This is a genomic window from Pantoea sp. JGM49 (assembly GCF_018257655.1).
Taxonomy (GTDB): domain Bacteria; phylum Pseudomonadota; class Gammaproteobacteria; order Enterobacterales; family Enterobacteriaceae; genus Pantoea; species Pantoea communis.
Genome location: NZ_JAERJM010000001.1, coordinates 61,314 through 84,439 on the forward strand (window position 1 = coordinate 61,314; position 23,126 = coordinate 84,439).

A 23,126-nucleotide genomic window follows, 5' to 3' on the forward strand; every position below is an offset into this window, starting at 1 on the left:
TTCCGGCATGCCAGCCTTTCTGCGCCTGATAAATGGTCTGGCCCTGCTGGCCTGGCCGTTTCTGGTGTGGCTTGCCGTCACCCATCCGCAATGGCGCGGCGTGATTGCTCTGTTAGCCCTGCTGTTTGGTTGGCGCATCTGGCAGTTACGTCATGCGCAGGGCGCGATGGGGCGAGTGATGCTGTCGCTGGCGCTGGTGGGGACCTTACTGTGCCTCGCCAGCATGCTGTTGCGCAGTCAGCATTTGTTGCTGTGGTATCCGGTGGTGGTGAATGGGCTGATGCTGCTGCTGTTTGGCACATCTTTGTGGAGCCCGATGCCGCTGGTCGAGCGTTTAGCGCGGCTGCGTGAAGCGGATTTGCCCGCGCGGGCCGTGCGCTATACGCGACGCGTGACACAGGTATGGTGTGGATTTTTCATTATTAATGGCAGCGTGGCGTTGGTCACTTGCCTGCTCAATGATCTCTCGCTGTGGACACTCTGGAATGGGTGCATCAGCTATCTGCTGATGGGCACGCTGATGGGCGGCGAATGGTTGCTGCGTCAGCGTATGGGGAACAAGGCATGAAGGTGGTGAGTATCCGCGACTGGCTGGCTGCGCCGGATCGCGTGGTGGCCTGGCAAGGGCAGCAACAGCATTGGTTATCGGAGATGCGTCAGCAGGTGCTGGCGTTAATGGAAAAACTCCAAAGCCAGCCGGGTCAGCACTGGGCGTTGTGCTTCGATAACAGTTATCACTTCACGGCGGCGCTGCTGGCGTTATGGCACGCCGGTAAAACCCCGGTGATCCCCGGACATTGTCGGGCCGCGCAGCTGGAAGAGATGGCAGAACAATTGGATGGCGTGATCAGCGATATGCCGCTGGCGGTGTCCCTGCCACAATTGCGCTGGGACGGTGCACTGGCGCTGGGCGAACTGCCTGCCATCGCCGAAGATGCCGAACTGGTGCTATTCACCTCCGGTTCCACCGGGACGCCGCGTCGCGTGGAGAAATCACTGCGTGCACTCGATCTTGAAGCGCAATGGCTGGCAGCGTTATGGGCCGACCGTCTGCAGCAATGCCACGTGATTGCGTCAGTGAGCCATCAACATCTGTATGGCCTGACGTTTCGCATTGTGTTGCCGATGGCGCTGAGCTTGCCACTTGCCGCTCAGCAAATTTTTTACGGTGAACAGCTCGCCGATCAGCGTCGCGATCGTCGCTATGCCTTTATCAGTAGCCCGGCTTTTTTGCGTCGCCTGGATTCTGCCCTGGATGCACCTTCATGTGCGCTGATTGTTTCGGCTGGCGGGGCATTGCCCTGGGCTGATGCACAGCACGCTCAGCGCGCCTTTGAGTGTGCGGTGGATGAGATTTACGGCAGCACCGAAACCGGCGTGATCGGCTGGCGCTGTGCGCAGGAAGAAAACGCCCCGTGGCACTGTTTCCCCCAAGTTAAGCTGGTACAGCAGGAAGCCGGCTGGCGGGTGTTTTCAGCTCTGCTGGAAACCCCTGAAGGTTGGCCGCTCGACGATCGCATCGTGCAACAGCCCTCCGGCGTATTTCAGCTGGCGGGGCGTCAGGATCGGGTGGTGAAGATAGAAGATAAGCGCGTTTCACTCAGTGAGATCGAGCGAAGACTGCTGGCCTTACCCGGCGTAGAAGACGCGGCCGCTCTGGCGATTCAGCGTCACGGACGCCAGGCGATTGGCGTGGTGCTGGCTTTGCCGGACACGCTGGATGCCGCAACGCTGACCCAACGCAAGAAACAATGGAAAATCGCGCTACAACCCTGGCTGGAGCCAGTCGCCATGCCGCGTTACTGGCGTGTCGTCAACGCGATTCCGGTTACGGCGCAGAGTAAACGCGCCTGGTCCCAAATTGAGGAACTGTTTGATGTTGCCGGTTGAACTCAACGCCCTGCAGCAGGGCGCAACACTGACGCTGCGCCTGCATGCTGCCGCGGATCTGTTTTGGTTCCGCGGCCACTTCCCGACCTTACCGATTTTACCCGGCGTGGCGCAGCTCGACTGGGCTTTACATTACGGCCTGTCACGCCTGGCCATCGGTAAACACTTCCGTTCAATTGAGAACATCAAGTTTCAGCAGCCGGTGCCGCCTGATGCGGAGCTAGAGCTGCAGCTGAGCTGGCAGGAAGACAAATCACTGCTGAGCTTCAGCTACAGCCTGATTTACGCGGACAGCACTGAGATTGCCAGCAGCGGGAAGATTCGCCTGTGCTGAATGCGCCTTTCAAACCCTGTGTGCTGATTCCCTGCTACAACCACGGCGCCATGCTGGCCTCGGTGCTGGCGCGGCTGGCTCCCTTTAATCTGCCGGTGATTATCGTCGATGACGGCAGTGATACGCAGACTCAGCAGCAGATCGCTGACCTTGAGGCTCCACAGCTGGATATCCTCACCTTACCGGTTAATCAGGGCAAAGGTGCGGCGGTAATCGCCGGGATGCGCCGGGCCGCCGCAGCAGGATACAGCCACGCGCTACAACTCGACGCGGATGGTCAGCATCAGGTGGAAGACACGCCGCGCATGCTGGCGGAAGCGGAAAGCCATCCCGATTGCCTGATCTCCGGCCAGCCTGTTTACGATGATTCCATTCCGAAATCCCGCTTGTATGGCCGTTACATCACCCATTTTTGGGTGTGGATTGAAACGCTCTCTTTCTCGCTAAAAGACAGCATGTGCGGTTTCCGCGTCTACCCGCTGCAACCCTCATTGGCACTCTGCGATCGCCACCCGATTGGCCAGCGCATGGATTTCGACACCGAAATCATGGTGCGACTCTACTGGCAGGGCACGCCGAGCCGCTTTATCAGCACGCGCGTCACCTATCCGGAAAGTGGCCTGTCACATTTTGATGCCTTGCACGACAACCTGCGTATCTCATGGATGCACACGCGCCTGTTCTTTGGCATGGTGCCGCGCATCCCACAGTTACTGAGCCGGGGTAAAACGGCGCAGCACTGGGCCGCCACGCCAGAACGTCGGGGTCAGAGCGGGTTGCGTTTTATGCTGTGGTTGTATCGTCGCGCCGGGCGGCTGCCGTTTGTGCTGTTGCTATGGCCGGTGGTGGCGGTTTACTGGTTGAGCGGACGTGAGGCGCGTACCGCTTCTCAGCAATGGCTGACGCGGGTGCAGGCAGAAGCCAGTAAACAGCAGATTGCCCTGCCGACGCCGATCAATAGCTATCGCCACTTTCTGCGCTTTGGTTACAGCATGCTGGATAAAGTCGCCAGCTGGCGCGGAGAGGTACAGTGGGGACGCGATATTGATTTTGCGCCGGGTGCCGAAGCGGTCATCCGTGCTGCGGAGGGCAAAGGACATTTGATCCTCGCGTCGCATCTGGGTGATATCGAGGCCTGCCGCGCCATGGCAAAGCAGGTCAGTGGGCTGGTGATCAATGCGCTGGTGTTTACCGATAACGCCCAGCGCTTTCGCGAGGTGCTGGAGAGCATTGCACCGCAGGCCGGGGTGAATCTGATGCCGGTCACCGATATCGGCCCGGATACGGCCATCCTGCTGCAGCAAAAACTGGATGCCGGGGAATGGGTGGCGATTGTTGGCGATCGCACCGCCGTGCATCGTCAGCGCGGGGGCGAACGCCGCGTGGTGTGGAGTGCATTTATGGGTCGTCCGGCACCGTTTCCGCAGGGGCCTTTTGTCCTGGCCGCCGCCTTACGCTGTCCGGTGCTGTTGATGTTTGCCTTACGGGAACAGGGCAGACTGCGAGTGCATTGTGAACCCTTTGCCGATCCGATCCTGCTGCCGCGCGCCCAACGACAGGCGGCGCTGCAGGCCACGGTGGATCGCTATGCCGAACGACTGCAGCAGCATGCGCTGATGGCGCCGCTGGACTGGTTTAACTTTTACGATTTCTGGACGTTACCAGAGGAGAAGAGCCGCGATGAGTGAACATATCTGGCGCGCTGAGGTTGAATTAACCGTGTCGTTCCACGACTGCGACCCGATGGGCGTGGTGTGGCACGGCAACTATTTCCGCTTTTTTGAAGTGGCGCGTGAAGCGCTGCTGCGCAGCATCAACTACAGCTACGGTGAGATGACCGCCAGCGGTTTTGTCTGGCCAGTGGTAGATACGCGTGTCAAATATCGCCAGCCGTTACGCTGTGAAGAGGTGATCCGCGTGGAAGCCCGCATTACCGAATACGAAAACCGCCTGCGTATCGATTATGTCATCCGCAATGTGGCGGGCCAGATCACCACCAAAGCACACACGCTGCAGGTGGCGGTTGATGCGGCAAGTCAGGAAATGAATTTCGTTTCACCCGATATTTTATTTGAACGCCTGGGAGTCAAACCGTGATCAGAACTCTTTGTCTGATGCTGACGTTGCTGTGTGCCAGCGCACAGGCCATCACGTTGGATCAGCTGCAGCAGCGTTTTGCCAGCCAGCCGGTGATCCGCGCCAACTTCGAGCAGGTGCGTACCATTTCTGGTATGTCGCAGCCGCTGGTGTCGCGTGGCCAGTTATTAATCGCCCAGCAACAAGGTTTGTGGTGGCATCAGGCCACGCCGTTTGTGATGACCTTGATTCTCGATGATAAGCGCATGGTGCAGAGCATGAGCGGTCAGCTGCCGCAGGTGATCACCGCCGACAGCAATCCGCAGATGTTTCAGTTCAATCATCTGCTGCGCGCCTTGTTTAAGGCCGACGAAAAGGTGCTGCGCGAGAATTTTGAACTCGATTTCCATGATAAAGGGAATGACCAGTGGCAGCTCAGCCTGACGCCTAAGGCGGCACCGCTGAACAAAATCTTCAATCGCATCGATCTACAAGGTGCAGCCTTCCTTAACAGCATTACGCTGGATGATAAGCAGGGCGATAAAACCGCCATCACCTTAAGTGATACCCGCACCAAGCCGAAACAACTGACTGATGAAGAGCGAGCGCGTTTTGCCCCAGCGCAGTGAGAAAACCGCTGCGCTGCTGTGGCTGGCGGTTTGTCTGGCATTGGCGGTGGCCCTGGCCATCCTGTTGCCGCGCAGCCAGCTGAACAGCAGCGTGCTGGCTTTACTGCCGCAACAAAATCTGGGGCAGGCACCCGCTGAAATCCAGCAAGGCTTTATGCAGCGGCTGGATCGTCAGCTGGTGTGGCTGGTGAGCGCCGATAACGATCACGGCGATGAAGCGGCAGAGTGGTGGCAAGCGCAGCTGCAGGCGCTGCCGATGCTGAAACAGGTGAGCGGTGCGCTGGATGATGACCAGATGCAGCGTTGGGGCACCTACGCCTTCCAGCATCGTAACGGCCTGATCGATTCGTTAACGCGCGCCCGTCTGCAAAACGGCGGTACGGCACAAGCCGACTGGATTCTGGCGCAACTGTTTTCAGCGTTTGCCGGTGTGAGCAGTAAAGAAATTCAAAACGATCCGCTGATGCTGGTGCGTGGCGCGCAGCTGGCACTGCAGCAGAATGCCAGCAAAATGGTACTGCATAACGGCTGGTTAACCGTGAATGACGCCCAGCAGCGCCGCTGGTATTTCCTGCACGGTGAACTGGCGAGCAATGCCTTTAGCATTCAGCAAAGTCATCAGTTGGTGACCGCCCTCAACCAGCTTGAACAGCAGTTAAAAACGCGCTGGCCAGATGCGCAGCTGTTAACGCGTGGCACAGTGCTGTTTAGCGATGATGCCAGCCAGCGCGCGCAGCATGATGTCGAGACGCTCGGCAGCGTCACACTGGCCGGCTTGCTGCTGCTGGTGTGGCTGGTGTTCCGCTCGCTGCGGCCCCTGGCGCTGTGTGCGCTCTCGGTGGCGATAGGCGCGATGGCGGGTACGGTGCTGACCTTGATCTTTTTTGGTGAGCTGCATCTCACGACTTTAGTGATGAGCCTCAGCATTGTCGGCATCTCTGCCGATTATACCTTGTACTATCTGACGGAACGCATGGTACACGGCGAACAAAACACGCCGTGGCAAAGCCTGCATAAAGTGCGCGCCACGTTACTGCTGGCACTGGGCACCACGGCGATTGCCTGGTTGCTGATGCTGCTGGCACCGTTCCCCGGTTTGCGCCAACTGGCGGTGTTCGCCGCCAGCGGGTTAAGTGCATCTTGCCTGACGGTGATCTGTTTTTATCCATGGCTGGTGCGTGGCCTGCCGGTGCGACCGATTCCCGGTATGGTGTGGCTGGCGCGCTGGTTAGCGGCATGGCGCCGCAACACGCTGTTAAAAGTCGGATTGCCACTGCTGGTGGCGCTCTATGCATTGAGCGGCATGATTCAGCTGCGCGTCGATGACGATATTGCTCATCTGCAGAGCGCTCCGGCTAAATTGCTGGCTCAGGATCGGCAACTGGCACAGCTCACGGGACAACAGGCCGACCAAACCTGGTTCGTGGTGTGGGGGGATAACGAGCAGCAGGCATTGCAACGTCTCAGCGCACTGACACCCAAGCTACAACTGGCGCAGCAGCAGGGCTGGATGGCAGGTTATCGCGTATTGCCGCTTAATTCGCTGGATCAGCAACAGCAGGATCTGCAGCTGTTGCAGCAGGCTGCGCCGAATATCCTGACGCGGTTAAAACAGGCGGGAATCACGTTAGCCAATGCCGATCTTGCGGCGATGCCAGTCAATGCCGATGACTGGCTGGCAAGTCCGCTGAGCGAGGGCTGGCGTTTGCTGTGGTTGTCGCTGCCGGATGGACGCAGCAGCGTGCTGGTGCCGGTCAATGGCGTGAAAAACAGTGCGGCGTTACTCGATTTAGCAACGCAGCAGGCGGGCGTGAGCTGGGTCGATCGCAAAGCCAGCTACGATGAACTGTTCCGTTTCTGGCGTACGCTGCTGAGTGGCCTGTTGGCGCTGGCGTTGTTGCTGATCACCGTCAGTTACATCGTGCGCCTTGGCCTGCAAGCGGGTTTACGCAGCGCCTTGCCTTCCTGGCTGTCGCTGGCGGCAGCGCTGGCAACATTAGGCTGGATTGGCGCCAGCCTGAACTTATTTGCCTTGCTGGCGCTGATTCTGGTGCTGGGCATCGGCATCAATTACACGCTGTTCTTCAGTAATCCGCGCGGTACGCCGCTGACCTCTATGCTGGCCGTCACGCTGGCGATGATGACCACACTGCTGACGCTGGGCATGCTGGTGTTCAGCAGCACAGCGGCGATCAGTGGTTTTGGTACGGTGCTGTGCAGCGGGATCTTTTGTGCATTCTTGTTAGCGCCGCTGGCGCTGGCACCAGGGAAAAGGAAGCAACGATGAAAACAGGTGCTTTGTTGTTGATGCTGAGCCTGCTGTTAAGCGGTTGTGCGCAGCATGACAGCCCATCCGAACGGCCCACCGCGTGGCTGAAACCGGGCGTGCGCGTCACGTTGCCTGCGCCGGGCATTTCACCCGCGTTTCAGCAGCAGCAACTGCTGACCGGCCACGCCAAAGGTAAAACCCAGTCACTGCTGGTGCTGTTAAGCGCCGATTCACAGCAAATCAGCCTGGCGGGTTTGTCCTCGCTGGGCATTCGCTTGTTCCGTGTGACCTATGATAAAAACGGGATTCATACGCAGCAGATGATGGCGCTGCCCGAAATGCCGCCAGCCAGCCAGGTGCTGGCAGATGTCATGCTGAGCCACTGGCCGCTCAGCGCATGGCAACCGCAGTTGCCGCCAGGCTGGCAACTGGTCGACGAGGGTGATCGTCGTGAGTTGCGCGATCCTGCCGGTAACGTGGTGACGTTGATTCGCTATCTGCAACGGGGAACCGTACGTGAACCGATCAGCATCGACCAGCGCGCCTTCGGTTATCAAATTCAAATTCAGCATCTGGACGCATCTTCATGATCTACATTTCGGCGTTTGGCATGGTGAATGCGCTTGGCAACTCACTGGAGCAGATTGCCGCGCAGTTAACCTCAGGCCACGCACCCGGCATGCAGCCGCGCGAAGGCTGGTTGCAGCAAGGTAAAACCTGCTGGCTGGGCGAGGTGCCGGGCGAACTGCCAGCTGTGCCCGCCGCACTTGCCACGCATAACACGCGCAATAATCAGCTGCTGCTGGCGGCGCTGGCGCAGATCCGTCCGGCCGTGGATGCGGCGATTGCCCGCTTTGGTGGTGAACGTGTCGCGGTGGTGCTGGGCACCAGTACCTCGGGCGTGGACGAAGGCGATCGTCAGGTTGACAGAGGCTTACCGGGTTACGATTACCGCATGCAGGAGTTGGGCGATCCGTCGCGTTTCCTGGCGCACTACCTTGAACTGGACGGCCCGGCGTACACCATTTCTACTGCCTGTTCCTCCAGTGCACGCGCGTTGATCAGTGGACAGCGCTTGATTGAGGCCGGTCTGGTGGATGTGGCGCTGGTGGGCGGTGCGGATTCATTGAGCCGCATGCCAATAAACGGTTTTGCCAGCCTGGATTCGTTATCCGAACGCCAGTGTGCACCGTTCAGCGCAGGACGTGACGGTATTTCTATCGGTGAAGCGGGGGCGCTGCTGCTGCTGACGCGTGAGCCGCAGTCGCTGGCGCTGCTTGGTGCGGGTGAGTCATCAGACGCCTGGCATATGTCGGCTCCGCATCCAGAAGGCATTGGCGCCGAGCAAGCGATGAAGATGGCGCTGAAGCAGGCCCAATTGCAGCCGCAGGATATCGGCTACATTAATTTGCACGGCACCGCGACACCACTCAACGATCAGGTCGAGTCGGGCGTGGTTCATCGTTTGTTTGGCGATAGCGTGCCCTGTAGTTCCACTAAGCACCTAACGGGCCACACGCTCGGCGCGGCGGGTGCGACCGAGGCGGCGCTGGCGGCACTCATCGTGCAGCAGAATCTGGCGTTACCGGCGCAGGATTTTAGCGCCACTACCCTGGATAGCACGCTGCCGGTTTGCGGACTGCTGACTTTGCCACAGCCGCTGGCGCGTCCCATCATCGCCTCAAACTCTTTTGCCTTTGGCGGGAACAACACCTGCCTGATTGTAGGAAAGCCTCATGACTGATTTTCTGCCGGTGGGCGACTATCTGCCGCACCGTGCACCGATGCTGCTGCTGGATCGCGTGATTCAGGTCAGCGACGAGCGTGTGGTGTGTGAAGTGACCATCAACCACCAGGGCGTACTCGCGCCGTTTCTTAATGCGCAGGGCGAGCTGCCCGCGTGGTTTGGCGTCGAGATCATGGCGCAGACCGTTGGCGTCTGGTCTGGCTTTCATGCCCGACAGCGCGGCGATCGGAATATCCGCCCCGGCATGTTACTGGGGGGACGCGGCTATCGTGCCGCTGCTGCCACCTTTGCCGCAGACAGCACGCTGCGGGTGGAAATGCATCTGCTGATGCGTGACGACAAGCTCGGTAGCTTTGAAGGCGAGATCCGCAGTCAGGATACGGTCCTTGCCAGCGGTCGGCTGAATACCTATCAGCCGGATGAACAGGAACTTAACCAATTACAACAAGGGATGCAGGCATGACGCGCAGCGTATTAGTGACCGGCGCCAGTAAAGGGATTGGCCGCGCCATTGCGCTTCGCCTGGCGCAGGATGGTTTCAACGTGGTGGTGCATTACCACCGTGATGCAGCGGGTGCACAACAGACGCTGGCGGACATCACGAATGCGGGCGGAGTGGGGCGCACTCTGCAGTTTGACGTGGCCGATCGCGAAGCCACACGCACGGCAATTGAAAACGATATCGCCGAACACGGCGCCTATTACGGCGTAGTGAACAATGCCGGTATTACGCGTGACGGCGCTTTCCCGGCCCTGACCGAAGATGAGTGGGACAGCGTGATCCACACCAACCTCGACAGCTTCTACAACGTGATTCATCCCTGTGTGATGCCGATGATTGGTCTGCGTAAAGGCGGCCGAATCGTCACCCTATCCTCGGTGTCCGGTATCATGGGCAATCGCGGTCAGGTGAATTACAGCGCGGCCAAGGCAGGGATTATTGGTGCCACCAAAGCGCTGGCCATCGAGTTAGCAAAACGCAAAATCACCGTGAACTGTATCGCGCCAGGTTTGATTGACACCGGCATGACGGATCTGGAGCCGATGGTGATCGACGAAGCGCTGAAAATCATCCCGATGAAACGGATGGGCGCGGCTGAGGAAGTCGCCGGGCTCGCCAGCTATTTGATGTCGGATATTGCGGGCTACGTAACGCGTCAGGTGATTTCAATTAATGGAGGTATGCTGTGATGCAGCGGGTCGTGGTAACCGGAATGGGGGGCGTCACTGCCTTTGGTGAAAACTGGCCAGCGGTGGCTGCGCGCATTAAGCAGGGGCAAAATGCAGTGCGTAAAATGCCGGAATGGCAGATTTACGACGGCTTACACACCTTGCTCGGTGCCCCGGTCGATAACTTCGAACTGCCTGCGCACTACACGCGCAAACGCATTCGTTCGATGGGGCGAGTGTCGCTAATGGCGACGCGCGCCACCGAGTTGGCGCTGGAACAGGCCGGCTTGATCGATCACCCGGTGCTGACCAGCGGGGAAACCGGTATTGCCTATGGTTCATCTACTGGCAGCACCGGCCCGGTCAGTGAATTTGCCACCATGCTGACAGAAAAACATACCAACAACATTACCGGCACCACCTATGTGCAGATGATGCCGCATACCACGGCGGTGAACGCCGGGCTGTTCTTTGGCCTGCGCGGCCGGGTGATCCCGACTTCCAGCGCCTGCACCTCGGGCAGCCAGGCGATTGGCTATGCGTGGGAAGCGATCCGCCATGGATATCAAGCCGTGATGGTGGCGGGCGGTGCGGAAGAGTTGTGTCCTTCCGAAGCGGCGGTGTTTGACACGTTGTTTGCCACCAGCCAACGCAACGATGCACCGCATTCTTCACCGTCACCTTTTGATCAGCATCGCGATGGGTTGGTGATTGGCGAAGGCGCGGGAACCTTGATCCTCGAATCACTGGAGCATGCCCAGGCACGCGGCGCCACCATTTACGCCGAACTGGTGGGTTTCCACACCAACTGTGATGCGGCGCATATTACCCAGCCGCAGCGTGAAACCATGCAGATCTGCATCGAACGCGCGCTGAAAACGGCGGGTGTGACGCCGGAGCAGATTGGCTATATCAACGCCCATGGCACGGCCACCGATCGCGGCGACATCGCTGAAAGTCAGGCCACCGCGGCGATTTTTGGCAATGACACGCCAATCTCCTCGCTGAAAAGCTATTTTGGTCACACGCTCGGTGCTTGTGGTGCACTGGAAGCCTGGATGAGCATTGAGATGATGCGAGAAGGGTGGTTTGCGCCCACGCTGAATCTGACGCAGCCCGCCGCAGAGTGTGGCGATCTGGACTATATCATCGGCGAATCACGCTCGATCGATACCGATTATATTCAATCCAACAACTTTGCCTTCGGGGGTATCAACACCTCACTGGTGTTTAAACGTTGGCGCGACGCCTGAATTCCCGTCTGTCAGCGGCTTCAATAAGTGAAGCCGCGACGCCTAAATTCCCACACAGTCAGCGGTTTCAATCAACGAAGTCACAACGCCTAAATCCCCCAGACTGACGGCGGTTTCAATAAACGAAGCCGCGGTACTCTTATTTTTACCGGCCTTAAATCCCCACATTTTCTGAGTGAAATTACAGTGGTCAGGGCAATTAGCGCAGGGTGTTTTCGTTTTCTTAACAAATAAGCGCATCTGACCACGCTGAGTTGAGGAAGTTCAGCGATTTTGCTTGCTTTCGTAATAACACTCCGCATAATCGCAAACCGTAATAAAAATGATTATCAATATATTTCGTATCAGGGGATATCCATGCGTACTTCGCCTTTCAATCCCGGACTGAAACCGACGCTGCTTGCTGTTCTGGTCAGTGCCGGTTGTTTGCCAGTGATGGCTGCTACCACCAACACCACAACGTCTTCAACCGCGGCCAAAAACGAGCAGCAGACGCTGACTGTGACCGCAACGCCACAAGCTGACTTCAAATCCGGCGGCAATGATTTAGTACCCGCGTACCTCGACGGGCAAATCGCCCACGGCGGCCGCCTCGGCATGCTGGGTGAGCAGAATGCCATGGACGTGCCGTTTAACGTCATCGGCTTCACCTCGAAAATGATTCAGGATCAGCAGGCGAAAACCATCGCTGACGTGGTGCGTAATGACGCAGGCGTTCAAAATGTTAAAGGCTACGGTAACTTTGCCGAGGCTTATCGCATCCGTGGCTTTGAATTGGATGGCGACGACATGACCTTCGGTGGTCTGGCAGGCGTGGTGCCGCGTCAGGTGATGGACGCTTCCCTGATTGATCGCGTCGAAATTTTCAAAGGCGCTAACAGCCTGGTTAACGGCGCGGCGTCATCTGGCGTCGGTGGCATGATCAACCTTGAGCCGAAGCACGCGGAAGATACGCCGATTACCCGCGTTGGCGTGGATTACACCTCTTCTTCTCAGGTCGGCGGAACGCTGGACGTGGGTCGTCGTTTCGGTGATAACAACCAGTTTGGCGTACGTTTCAATGCAGTTCATCGCGAAGGTGAGACTGGCGTCGATGGCGAAAAGAAACGCACCACGGCAGCATCATTGGGCCTGGATTATCGTGGCGATCGTCTGCGCACCTCACTGGACGTGGGCTATCAGAAAAAGACCTATCATGATGCGCTGCAAGGCGTGAAATTCGGCGACTTCATTCCAGAAGTTCCCTCCAATTCGCATAACTACAGCCAGAAATGGGTGTATAGCGATATGGAATCCGAATTCGGAATGGCGAAAGCGGAATACGATATCACCGATAGCTGGACGGCCTATGCCGGACTGGGTGCGCAGCACGCCCACGAAACCGGTAACTATGGTTCGCCAACGGTTACCGACACTAATGGTGATGGCACTATCAGCAGCTTCTACTCCAACCGCATTCAGGACAACATGAGCGGTATGGTGGGTCTGCGCGGTGATTTCCACACCGGTTTCGTCAGTCATAAAGTCAATGTGGGCTATTCAGCATTAACCACCAATGCCAAAAACGCCTACAACATGTCGCTGGTCGGCACGCCGTTCAACATATACAACAGCGGTGATGTTGCAGAGCCGGCAGCGACCTTCGCCGGTGGTAAATTCTCAGATCCGCTGACGACAGCCCGCACACGTACGCAAGGTTATCTGCTGAGTGACACATTAGGCGTGTTTGACGATACGCTGCTGTTCACCGTGGGTGCGCGTCATCAGAAAGTGGTGGTGCGTAATTATGCTTACGGAACAGGCGCGGAAGATGTCAGTTCTCGTTATACCAATGATCGCTGGATGCCAACTTACGGCGTGGTTTATAAGCCGTGGAAACAGGTGTCCTTCTACGCGAACCACACCGAAGCGTTACAGCCAGGCAGCGTGGCACCTAACACCGCGACTAACTATGGCAGCGTAACGGGTGTTGCACACTCCAAGCAAAACGAAATCGGGGTGAAAACCGACTTCGGTCGCATGGGCGGATCGTTAGGTCTTTTTGAAATCAAGAAACCATCAGGCCTGTTAAACAGCGACGGCGCTTATGTGATGGATGGCGAGCAGCGTCACCGTGGGCTGGAAGCCAACGTCTTTGGTGAGCCGGTTCTGGGTCTGCGCTTGAATGCCAGTGCGACCTGGATCGATCCAGTGATGACGAAAACCTCCGGCGGCACCTATGATGGCAAACAGGCTATCGGTGTGCCTCGTTACAACTATGTGCTGGGTGCTGAGTACGACATCAAGCCTGTTGATGGTTTGACCGCGACAGCCATGCTGAATCACTCCGGTTCGCAGTATGCTAACTCAGCCAATACGTTGAAACTGGGTAGCTATACCACGCTCGATTTGGGTGTGCGTTACCGCATGAAGGTCAGCCAGAACGATCTGGTCTGGCGCGTGGGTGTGGATAACGTGACCAATGAGAAATACTGGGCCAACGTAGATGGTACTGGCACCTATCTGGTGCAGGGCGACCCTCGCACCTTGAAAGTCTCCATGAGCTACGATTTCTAATCCGGCTCTTAACAGGGACGCCATTGCGTCCCTGTTGTCATTTCATACTGAAATAATTCTGTACCTTGCCACGCATTCCATTACACTCAGTGCGGCAATCCCGCGCACAAAAGTCTTTTGTTATTGAGTCGACATGAGTTCACCCGCGCCACCTGACGATCACGACGAGCCTTTACGACAATCTCTGGATGATGCGCACTTCGCTATTGTGGTACTTGCAGTGACCTCTGTTACCCTTATAATCTTCGTCCTGATGGTGACGTTATGGATGAGCTAAGGTCAGCAACAGTTCATGGAAGCCTGCAAGGAGATGTCGATGGAAGCCCGAGATGACAAACTGATTGCCATAATTGGCCTGCTCTCCGCCTGTTTAATTGGCGTGGTGTTCCTGTTCACCATGACATGGCTGACCGATGTGCGCCATCCCGCCGATCCCACGCTTGATGTACAAACCTGTCCGCCAAAAGTTCATCCGACGCAACACTCTTAATTCAGTTTTTCCCGGTTGTGCCACTTAATTTGCTGACTGCGTAGTTCTAACGCCAGGGCTTCGTGTAGCGTGCGATTGCCATTGGGATCGCCCAGGCCAAACAGCGCGCCAGGTGAACGTCGATCGTCTGCCCAGGCCGGATATTCGACTACCGGATAGAGCGAAATGCCTTCCAGCGCCACCCCTTCGTCCAGCGCTAACAGCGCCTGTTCCATGACATGCCGCAGCCAGGGCGCGCGCGCGTCTCCTTCGGCACCGGTTTCTGCCAGCAGCAATGGACGTTGATAGCGCTGCCAGCATTGCAACAACAGGCGATGCAGCGGTTGATAAGTGGCGTGTTCAGCAGGGATGGTGTCGCCGGAAAAGAACCAGTGGTTATCGGGATAGTAATTCAGGCCGAGAATATCGAGGAAGTCTTCACGCCCGCCCAGCTCTGGCGCATCACGCCCGGCAATCCAGTCCCAGGCTTCAAACTGGGCCTGATGCTGTGCATCTGCGTAGGGTTTGCTGTCGGGGTTGTCGGGGTCGGCGGCGATTTGCACTAGCGGATCGGTGAGTACAAAGCGCGCATCAGGATAAACCTCGCGAACCGCATGCATCGCCGCCAGCGAGGCGCGTACCAGCTGACGTTTTAGCTCGCGGCCGCGCTCGCTGGCATAGGGATCAAGCCAGGAAACATCTGCCCCGGCCCATGACCAAAAGGAGATTTGGTTGATTGGGGTGAAAAAAGGGTGTTCAACGCCTTCATCACGCATCAACTGCGCCATGGCACGTGCGAAACGCTCAAAATGATCGACAAAGGCGCTACGCCAGATATCGAGATGTTCCGGGTAGCCAAAATGCGCCAGCTCCCAGATGATTTGCATATCGTGACGTGCGGCGGCATGGACCATCGGTAAAAAGCTGCGCCAGTCATATTCACCAGGCGTGGCTTCGATAAGATGCCAGCGTGCACCGTCGCGGGCAGTGTGTAATCCTTCCTGCGCCAACGCAGCGTAATCTTTCTCCAGTAACATATCGTGACCACTACTGATCACCATATCCATACGACGGCCCCCGCTGCGGCAGGCGGTGGAGCAGGGGAAGCTACCCTGGAAGAAACTGCGGAAAAGCTGCGGGTGATGGCGCGGGGATTGCTGAGTCATCATCCTCTCCTCACGGTAAACGTCGGATGCAGAACGCACGCCTAAGTCTAGACTGTAAACTAAAGACGCGTCAGCGAGCGGTAGCAGATATCTCTGATGGCCATCCGATGCGGTAAGACTAACAATAATAGATCCAGTGAATTCAGGGATTCGGTATGAGTGAAGCAGCATCCGTTCAGCAGCCGCCAGCGGGCGAAGGGTTACGAGAAATTGTTGATGCACGTTGTGCGCTGCATCCCGAGATGAGTGGCATCCATCCCCTCAACGATGGTTTAGACGCCTTTGCCGCGCGCTACCTGCTGATGGGCATGGCGCAACACACTATTGATGTGCAGTACTACATCTGGCACAACGACATGTCTGGCCGTCTGTTATTTAGCGCATTGCTGGATGCCGCCGAACGGGGCGTCAAAGTTCGCTTGCTATTAGATGACAATAATACGCCGGGCCTGGATGACACGCTGGCCGAACTCGATCGTCATCCCAATATTGCGGTGCGCTTATTCAATCCCTTTTCCTTTCGCACCCTGCGCGCGCTCGGTTATCTGACTGATTTCGCCCGACTTAATCGACGCATGCACAACAAGAGCCTGACGGTGGATGGGGCCGTGACACTGGTCGGTGGGCGCAATATCGGCGACGAATATTTCGGGACTGGCGATGAGCCGCTGTTTACCGATTTGGATGTGCTGGCGATTGGTCCGGTGGTACACCAAGTCGCGCACGATTTCGAGCGCTACTGGCAGAGCAAAGCGGTTTCCCCCTTGCGCGCGGTGGTAGATGTCTCGGGCGATGCCCATCAGGCAGTGCGTTTACCGGCAGAGTGGCAGCAGAGTGAAGCCGTTCAGCGTTATCTGGCGCGGCTGGAGCACTCTTCTTTTGTCAGCCAAATGGAACAGGGATCAATGCAGATGACGTGGGCCGAATCGCGTCTGCTGAGTGATGATCCGCGCAAGGGACTTGGCAAAGCGAAACGTTCCAGCCTGTTGCCGCAACGCATGCTGGAGGTGATTGGCACACCGCAACAGCAGTTCGATATCATTTCGGCGTATTTTGTGCCCACGCGTGCCGGCGTGGCTCATCTGGTCGCACTGAAGCGGCGGGGTGTCAAAATCGCCATACTCACCAATTCACTGGCGGCCAATGATGTGTCCGTGGTGCACGCAGGTTATGCGCGCTGGCGTAAAAAGCTGCTGCGTCATGGAATTGCGCTGTATGAGATGAAGCCACAAGCGAATGCCAGTGAAGCCCCACATGACCGTGGGTTAACCGGTAATTCCGGCTCAAGCTTGCATGCGAAAACCTTCACCGTCGATAACCGAAAGGTGTTTATCGGCTCGTTTAATTTTGATCCCCGCTCTGCGGTGCTGAATACCGAAATGGGACTGGTGATTGAGAGTGAAGCCCTGGCGCAGCAAACCCATCAGCGCTTTATTGCCGGGATGCGCGATCGTGCCTGGGCACTGCGTCTGGACAACTGGGGGCGGGTGAACTGGGTTGAATATCCCGGTGAAGCAGGTGAGGTGGTGCACAAGCATGAGCCGCAGTGTACGTGGGTACAACGACTGTTGGTGCGATTGGTGTGGCGCTTACCGGTGGAGTGGTTGTTGTAAATGCCGCAGGACATGCTGGCGCACCGGACAACAATCGCCCCCACATTGTGGGGGCTGATGCCGATTACCGTGTAGCAGAGGGCGTTTTAACTTCATTGCGCTGTGGTTTACCTGAGAACAGGAAACGCAACAGCGGAATGCGCAGATGGATTTCGTACAGCGTAAAAGCAATCCCAAACACCATCAGCAAGCCCACAAAAAAGCCCAGCGTGTTGCTGCTAATGTGTGGGGTGACGTAGATGCCATACAAAATGGTCAGCGGATGGTGCACCAGATAGATAAACAGTGAGGCATTCACTAAATACATGATGCGCGGTGAGTGGCTGTTCAGCAGCTTGTGGCCAAAGCTAAAGCAGACATTCAGCATACAAAGTCCCATCAGGGTTGAGATCACCTCATCGATTTCATACAGCCAGCCATCGCCGCTGCTGTAGCGTTGATTCAGGCTATAGGCGATAAACACCGCAATGGCGCCAAAGCACATCACCGGATTGAAGCGCACAAACAAGGCTTTCAGCGCCTGATGTTTCCATGCCAGCGCACCGAGCATAAAGAACGGCAGGAACGTCAGGGTTTGCATCACGGCCACGCTGAACAGACCGTCGGCGAACACGGCCGGTACGGCATAAAACAGCGCGCGGCGGAACAGACACCAGACCAATGCATAAGCCAGAAGTGCCAGCGTCAGTTTCCCCCAGCCTACCTGCTGATAATCAATCTTCCGCTGCTGAGTGCTCAGCCAGCGGAAGGTCAGCATGCCGAATGCCGTCAGAATCACTAAAACCAGTAAAAACCACAGGTGAGAAATCAGTTCCCACGCCAGCGTGTTGTACTTGTCATACCAAGAAAAGCTATCCCAATGACCCACTTTGTCGGTCAGATTTTTTAGCATAAAAAACTGCGGCAGGGTAATGAGCGGAATGGCGGTTAACAGCGGGATACCTACACGCTCCATGCGGACCTTCAGCCAGTGTTGTGGCTGATAGCGCAGGTAAAGCATGTAGGAAAAATAACCAGAAATAACAAAGAACACCTGCATGCGGAAGGCGTGGATGAAGTCATTCAAAACGGTTAACCACATTGAGGCATCGTGGCTATTCACGGCCCAGCGCTGTGTGGAGTAAATCAACGAGACGTGAAAGGGCACGCCTAATAACATTAAGTACGCTCGAATGGAGTCGAGAAAATATTCGCGTTCGGGTTTTGCTGAACTCATAAGCTTCCAATTTGTCAGTTTACTTGCCGGTTTCACCCTGAAACCGGATTATGCTGGCTGAAAATTCTACCGCCTGTAAACAGCGTATACTATCAGGTGATTCTGTATCTTAACCTGAAGGGTTTAATTATCCGAAAAGCACACTTTCAGCTTACAAATCAGCGGAACAATCTTGTGCATAAGCTGTCGGAAAACCGAATAATCCTTTAAGATAAACGGGTTTGATCTGAGCACACGAAAGGGGGGGATGTGCTAAATAAAGTGAATAAAAAAGTGGGACTGGTAAAAATGCGCTGGGTAGGCGCGGCAGTTCTGCTGGCGTTGTACGCCAACAATAGCTGGGCGTTCAACATTGATGATGTAGCAAAACAAGCCAAGGCGCTGGCAGGGAAGGGTTACGAAGCGCCGAAGAGCAATTTACCCTCTCAGTTTCGTGATATGAAATTTGCGGATTATCAGCAGATCCAGTTTAACCACGACAAAGCATACTGGGGCAAACTGCGCACGCCGTTTAAGCTCGAGTTTTACCATCAGGGCATGTATTTTGATACGCCGGTGAAAATTAATGAAGTCACCGCCTCATCAGTACGTGAAATCAAATATAACCCTGACTATTTCAACTTCGGCAACGTGAAACACGATGCTGATTCCGTCAAGAACCTCGGGTTTGCCGGATTCAAAGTACTGTATCCTTTAAACAAAAAGGGTAAAGACGACGAAATCACCAGTTTCCTGGGCGCCAGCTATTTCCGCGTGATTGGCGAAGGTCAGGTGTATGGTCTTTCAGCGCGCGGCTTAGCGATTGATACTGCACTGCCATCAGGTGAAGAGTTCCCGCGCTTTAAAGAGTTCTGGATTGAACGTCCAAAACCTCAGGACAAGCAGCTGGTGATCTATGCACTGCTGGATTCACCACGTGCGTCCGGTGCTTATCGCTTCATTATCAAGCCGGGCAAAGAGTCGACGGTGGATGTGCAGTCTAAGGTTTACCTGCGTGATAACGTCGGCAAGCTGGGTGTTGCGCCACTCACCAGCATGTTCCTGTTTGGTGCTAACCAGCCTTCACCGGTGACCAACTTCCGTAACGAATTGCACGATTCTAACGGATTGTCGATTCATGCTGGCAACGGCGAGTGGATCTGGCGTCCGCTGAACAACCCGAAACATCTGGCGGTGAGCACGTTCACCGTGGAAAACCCTAAAGGGTTCGGTTTGCTGCAGCGTGGCCGTGATTTCAGCCATTATCAGGATCTCGACGATCGCTACGACCTGCGTCCAAGCGGTTGGGTTGAGCCACAGGGCGACTGGGGTAAAGGCCGAGTTGAACTGGTCGAAATCCCAACGGCCGATGAAACCAACGACAACATCGTGGCCTTCTGGACGCCAGAGTCATTGCCTGAGCCGGGCAAAGAGATGAACTTCCAGTATCGTCTGCACTTCACGCGTGATGAAAACCAACTGCATCAGGATGATGTGGCGTGGGTGAAAAACACGCTGCGTTCTGCGGGTGATGTGAAGCAGTCTAACCTGGTACGTCAGCCGGATGGCTCCATTGCCTTTACCATCGACTTCGTCGGTAAAGCGATGAGCAAATTACCGGACAATACCCAGGTCGCGCCTCAGGTCAGTGTGGGCAACAACGCCGAGGTGGTTGAGCAGAGTGTGCGCTACAACCCGGTGACCAAAGGCTGGCGTTTGGTATTGCGTCTGCGCGTGAAAGATAACAAGCAGCCGACTGAAATGCGTGCGGCGCTGGTGAGCGGCGACAAGACATTGACGGAAACCTGGAGCTATCAGCTACCTGCCAATGAATAAATCGACTTTTTTACCTCAATCTTACGTGGAGGCCCTGCCGCTTGATGCGGCGGGGCGCGCTCGTCTGAGTGATTCGTTACAGAATGCCCAGGCGTTCCACGCTATTCATACGGCGCTGGGGCAAGATGTTGCCGCCAGCGATCGCCCGGATGATGCGCCGCTAAAATCGGTGTCATCACGCGTACAGATGGCCTGGCCGGATTCACTGGCCGAGGGTCAACAACTCAGTAAGGATTATCTCGACCGCACCACGCTGAAGGCGATGCCTAAAGTGAAGCGCTCGCTGATGTTCCCTGAGATCTGGCGCACCAACCCGATCGCGCGTGCATGGGATTCTGTGCGTGGGAAAAAATCCACGCCGCGTTATGCCACAGCGGAAGAGCAAAAGACCGAAGATAAGTGGCGTCATGTCGGTTCTATGCGCCGTTATGTCCTGCTGATTCTTACGATTTTACAGACGGTAGTGGCGACCTGGTACATGAAAACCATTCTGCCATATCAGGGCTGGACGCTGCTCGATCCTATCGAGTTGTTTAACCAGAACTGGCTGCAGTCGGTAGAGCTGATCCTGCCTTACATTTTGCAAACCGGGATATTGTTCCTGTTTGCCATTCTGTTCTGCTGGGTGTCCGCTGGTTTCTGGACCGCGTTGATGGGCTTCCTGCAGTTGATGATGGGTCGCGACAAATACAGCATTTCGTATTCGACCACGGGTGATGAGCCGCTCAATCCGGAGCATCGTACTGCGCTGATCATGCCGATCTGTAACGAAGACGTTGAACGCGTATTCGCCGGTCTGCGTGCCACCTGGGAATCGGTGCAGCGCACAGGTAATGCCGAGCACTTTGATGTCTATATCCTGAGCGACAGCTACGATGCCGATATCGCCATCGCTGAGCAGAAAGCCTGGATGGAGCTGGTGCGTGATGTCGGAGGCGCAGGCAAGATTTTCTATCGCCGTCGCCGTCGTCGTGTGAAGCGTAAAAGCGGTAACATCGATGACTTCTGCCGTCGCTGGGGCAGCAATTACAGCTACATGGTGGTGCTGGATGCTGACAGCGTGATGAGCGGTGAGTGTCTCACCGGACTGGTGCGCATGATGGAAGCCAATCCGAACGCCGGTATTATCCAGTCGTCGCCAAAAGCGTCAGGCATGGACACGCTGTATGCGCGTTGTCAGCAGTTCGCGACCCGCGTCTATGGCCCGCTGTTTACCGCCGGTCTGCACTTCTGGCAGTTGGGTGAATCGCACTACTGGGGCCATAACGCCATCATCCGTGTTCAGCCGTTCATCGAGCACTGTGCGTTAGCACCGCTGCCTGGTGAAGGTTCTTTTGCCGGTTCAATTCTGTCACATGACTTCGTTGAAGCCGCGCTGATGCGCCGTGCCGGTTGGGGGGTGTGGATCGCCTATGATCTGCCGGGCTCTTACGAGGAACTGCCGCCGAACCTGCTGGATGAACTGAAGCGTGACCGTCGCTGGTGCCACGGTAACCTGATGAATTTCCGACTGTTCCTGGTGAAGGGGATGCACCCGGTTCACCGTGCGGTGTTCCTGACCGGTGTGATGTCTTATCTGTCAGCACCGTTGTGGTTTATGTTCCTCGCCTTGTCCACCGCGTTGCAGGTGGTACATACGCTGATGGAACCGACCTACTTCCTGCAACCCCGCCAGCTGTTCCCGGTGTGGCCGCAGTGGCGTCCTGATCTGGCGATCGCGCTGTTCTCTACCACGTTGGTACTGCTGTTCCTGCCGAAGCTGCTCAGTGTGGTGTTGATCTGGTTCAAAGGTGCCAAACCTTATGGTGGTGCCATTCGTCTGTTCTGCTCGCTGATTCTGGAAATGCTGTTCTCGGTGTTGCTGGCACCGGTGCGTATGCTTTTCCACACGGTATTCGTGGTCAGCGCGTTCCTCGGCTGGGAAGTGGTGTGGAACTCACCGCAGCGTGATGACGATGCTACACCATGGGGCGAAGCTTTCCGTCGTCATGGTTCTCAGATGCTGTTAGGTATCGTTTGGGCGACCGGTATGGGTGTGCTCGATCTGAACTTCTTATGGTGGCTGGCGCCGATTGTGTTCTCACTGATTCTGTCGCCGTTTGTGTCGGTGATGTCGAGCCGTGCAACGGTGGGACAGAAGAGTAAGAATGCGAAGCTGTTCCTGATCCCGGAAGAGTATGAACCACCGAAAGAGCTGGTTGATACCGATCACTACCTGCAGTTGAACCGCGAGCGGGCGTTGAAGAATGGCTTTATGCATGCCTTGTTCAACCCGGCATTCAATGCACTGGCAACCGCAATGGCCACGTCGCGTCACAAACAGAGTGCGTTGCTGGATCATGCACGCGACCGCCGTGTCGATCAGGCACTGAGCGATGCGCCTGAGAAACTGAACCGCGAGCAGCGTTTGCAGCTCATCAGTGACCCGGTAGTGCTGGCGCGCGTGCACTCACGCCTGTGGGAAAGTGCAGAGAAATATCATCAATGGGTGGAGAGTTATCAGAAATTGACACTCAATCCTGAGGCGCTTCCACAGCGCTAACCTCGAAAACCTAAAAGCGGCAGCGATGCCGCTTTTTTTTTGCCAACATTTTGACTAACACAATCTTTACGCGCACAGGTGTAGTTATTCCACCCGTGACCCGGTTAAACTAACGCCAGTTCATTGTGAGTAAATGTTGTGAATTATTTCCTTAAATTAACCCTATTGTGTGCCACCACACTCGTCTTGAGCGGCTGCGGCAGTATTATCAGCCGAACCGTCCCGGGACAGGGACATGGCAGCCAGTATTATCCCGGTGTGCAATGGGATGTGCGTGACGGGCCATGGCGCGTGCTGACCATCCTTGATCTGCCACTCTCGCTGGTGATGGATACGCTGTTACTGCCCGTCGATGCCAGCCACGGCCCTTACGAGTAACGC

The 23,126-nt window shown here is 56.3% G+C and carries 20 protein-coding genes; 18 read left to right on the top strand and 2 right to left on the bottom strand.

All coding sequences use genetic code 11. The features are described from left to right. Positions 1-7 precede the first annotated feature (7 nt). The 14 genes from JK231_RS00395 (at position 8) to JK231_RS00460 (ending at position 14,414) form a co-directional block, all read left to right on the top strand. Positions 8-568 (top strand): hypothetical protein, encoded by a 561-nt coding sequence (locus JK231_RS00395; protein ID WP_211727765.1) that lies wholly within the window; start codon positions 8-10, stop codon positions 566-568. Further along, complete coding sequence (locus JK231_RS00400) at positions 565-1,890, top strand: AMP-binding protein (protein WP_211727766.1); 1,326 nt, start codon at positions 565-567, stop codon at positions 1,888-1,890. The genes JK231_RS00395 and JK231_RS00400 overlap by 4 nt, the downstream gene beginning before the upstream one ends. After that, positions 1,877-2,224: a hydroxymyristoyl-ACP dehydratase gene (locus JK231_RS00405; RefSeq protein WP_058959618.1), complete on the top strand. Its 348-nt coding sequence runs from the start codon at positions 1,877-1,879 to the stop codon at positions 2,222-2,224. The genes JK231_RS00400 and JK231_RS00405 overlap by 14 nt, the downstream gene beginning before the upstream one ends. Then, positions 2,218-3,912, top strand: a complete 1,695-nt coding sequence (locus JK231_RS00410) for a glycosyltransferase family 2 protein (RefSeq protein ID WP_211727767.1) — start codon at positions 2,218-2,220, stop codon at positions 3,910-3,912. The genes JK231_RS00405 and JK231_RS00410 overlap by 7 nt, the downstream gene beginning before the upstream one ends. Then, entirely contained in the window at positions 3,905-4,321 is a 417-nt protein-coding gene (locus tag JK231_RS00415) for a thioesterase family protein (RefSeq protein WP_097119589.1), read from the top strand. The genes JK231_RS00410 and JK231_RS00415 overlap by 8 nt, the downstream gene beginning before the upstream one ends. A 17-nt stretch (positions 4,322-4,338) precedes the next feature. After that, positions 4,339-4,929 carry an outer membrane lipoprotein carrier protein LolA gene (locus tag JK231_RS00420; RefSeq protein ID WP_211727970.1) on the top strand — a complete coding sequence of 197 codons (591 nt, stop codon included), beginning with the start codon at positions 4,339-4,341 and terminating at the stop codon, positions 4,927-4,929. Further along, positions 4,895-7,216, top strand: coding sequence for an MMPL family transporter (locus tag JK231_RS00425; protein WP_211727768.1), 2,322 nt, complete (start codon positions 4,895-4,897; stop codon positions 7,214-7,216). Before JK231_RS00420 ends, JK231_RS00425 begins: the two co-directional genes overlap by 35 nt. Next, a complete protein-coding gene (locus JK231_RS00430) occupies positions 7,213-7,788 on the top strand; it encodes a DUF3261 domain-containing protein (RefSeq protein ID WP_211727769.1) in 576 nt (191 codons plus the stop codon). The genes JK231_RS00425 and JK231_RS00430 overlap by 4 nt, the downstream gene beginning before the upstream one ends. After that, a complete protein-coding gene (locus JK231_RS00435; protein WP_211727770.1) occupies positions 7,785-8,942 on the top strand; it encodes a beta-ketoacyl-[acyl-carrier-protein] synthase family protein in 1,158 nt (385 codons plus the stop codon). The genes JK231_RS00430 and JK231_RS00435 overlap by 4 nt, the downstream gene beginning before the upstream one ends. Then, positions 8,935-9,408: a hotdog family protein gene (locus JK231_RS00440; protein ID WP_097119594.1), complete on the top strand. Its 474-nt coding sequence runs from the start codon at positions 8,935-8,937 to the stop codon at positions 9,406-9,408. The genes JK231_RS00435 and JK231_RS00440 overlap by 8 nt, the downstream gene beginning before the upstream one ends. After that, positions 9,405-10,136: a 3-ketoacyl-ACP reductase FabG2 gene (locus tag JK231_RS00445; RefSeq protein WP_034820202.1), complete on the top strand. Its 732-nt coding sequence runs from the start codon at positions 9,405-9,407 to the stop codon at positions 10,134-10,136. The genes JK231_RS00440 and JK231_RS00445 overlap by 4 nt, the downstream gene beginning before the upstream one ends. Further along, positions 10,136-11,368 carry a beta-ketoacyl-ACP synthase gene (locus JK231_RS00450; protein WP_097119595.1) on the top strand — a complete coding sequence of 411 codons (1,233 nt, stop codon included), beginning with the start codon at positions 10,136-10,138 and terminating at the stop codon, positions 11,366-11,368. Before JK231_RS00445 ends, JK231_RS00450 begins: the two co-directional genes overlap by 1 nt. Before the next feature lie 357 nt (positions 11,369-11,725). Beyond that, entirely contained in the window at positions 11,726-13,924 is a 2,199-nt protein-coding gene (locus JK231_RS00455) for a TonB-dependent siderophore receptor (RefSeq protein ID WP_058959611.1), read from the top strand. Between the two features lie 316 nt (positions 13,925-14,240). Beyond that, positions 14,241-14,414, top strand: a complete 174-nt coding sequence (locus JK231_RS00460) for a hypothetical protein (RefSeq protein WP_166931874.1) — start codon at positions 14,241-14,243, stop codon at positions 14,412-14,414. Here JK231_RS00460 and JK231_RS00465 read toward each other — a convergent pair. Continuing rightward, positions 14,411-15,559: a beta-glucosidase gene (locus JK231_RS00465; RefSeq protein WP_211727771.1), complete on the bottom strand. Its 1,149-nt coding sequence runs from the start codon at positions 15,557-15,559 to the stop codon at positions 14,411-14,413. The genes JK231_RS00460 and JK231_RS00465 overlap by 4 nt on opposite strands. Positions 15,560-15,714: 155 nt before the next feature. Between JK231_RS00465 and JK231_RS00470 the strand changes: the two genes are divergently transcribed. Next, positions 15,715-17,172 carry a phospholipase D family protein gene (locus tag JK231_RS00470; RefSeq protein ID WP_211727772.1) on the top strand — a complete coding sequence of 486 codons (1,458 nt, stop codon included), beginning with the start codon at positions 15,715-15,717 and terminating at the stop codon, positions 17,170-17,172. 64 nt (positions 17,173-17,236) lie between these two features. Here the strand turns inward: JK231_RS00470 and mdoC are convergent, their stop codons facing one another. Next, positions 17,237-18,388 (bottom strand): glucans biosynthesis protein MdoC, encoded by a 1,152-nt coding sequence (gene mdoC / locus JK231_RS00475; protein ID WP_211727773.1) that lies wholly within the window; start codon positions 18,386-18,388, stop codon positions 17,237-17,239. Positions 18,389-18,667: 279 nt separating this feature from the next. On the opposite strand from mdoC, the gene JK231_RS00480 reads away from it, so the two are divergent. The 3 genes from JK231_RS00480 to JK231_RS00490 all read left to right on the top strand — a co-directional run bounded on the left by JK231_RS00480 (position 18,668) and on the right by JK231_RS00490 (position 23,123). Continuing rightward, positions 18,668-20,203, top strand: coding sequence for a glucan biosynthesis protein G (locus tag JK231_RS00480; RefSeq protein ID WP_202404433.1), 1,536 nt, complete (start codon positions 18,668-18,670; stop codon positions 20,201-20,203). Next, on the top strand, positions 20,196-22,745 hold the full coding sequence (mdoH, locus tag JK231_RS00485; RefSeq protein ID WP_211727774.1) for a glucans biosynthesis glucosyltransferase MdoH: 2,550 nt from the start codon (positions 20,196-20,198) through the stop codon (positions 22,743-22,745). Before JK231_RS00480 ends, mdoH begins: the two co-directional genes overlap by 8 nt. A gap of 138 nt (positions 22,746-22,883) precedes the next feature. Beyond that, entirely contained in the window at positions 22,884-23,123 is a 240-nt protein-coding gene (locus JK231_RS00490; RefSeq protein WP_211727775.1) for a YceK/YidQ family lipoprotein, read from the top strand. Positions 23,124-23,126 lie beyond the last annotated feature (3 nt).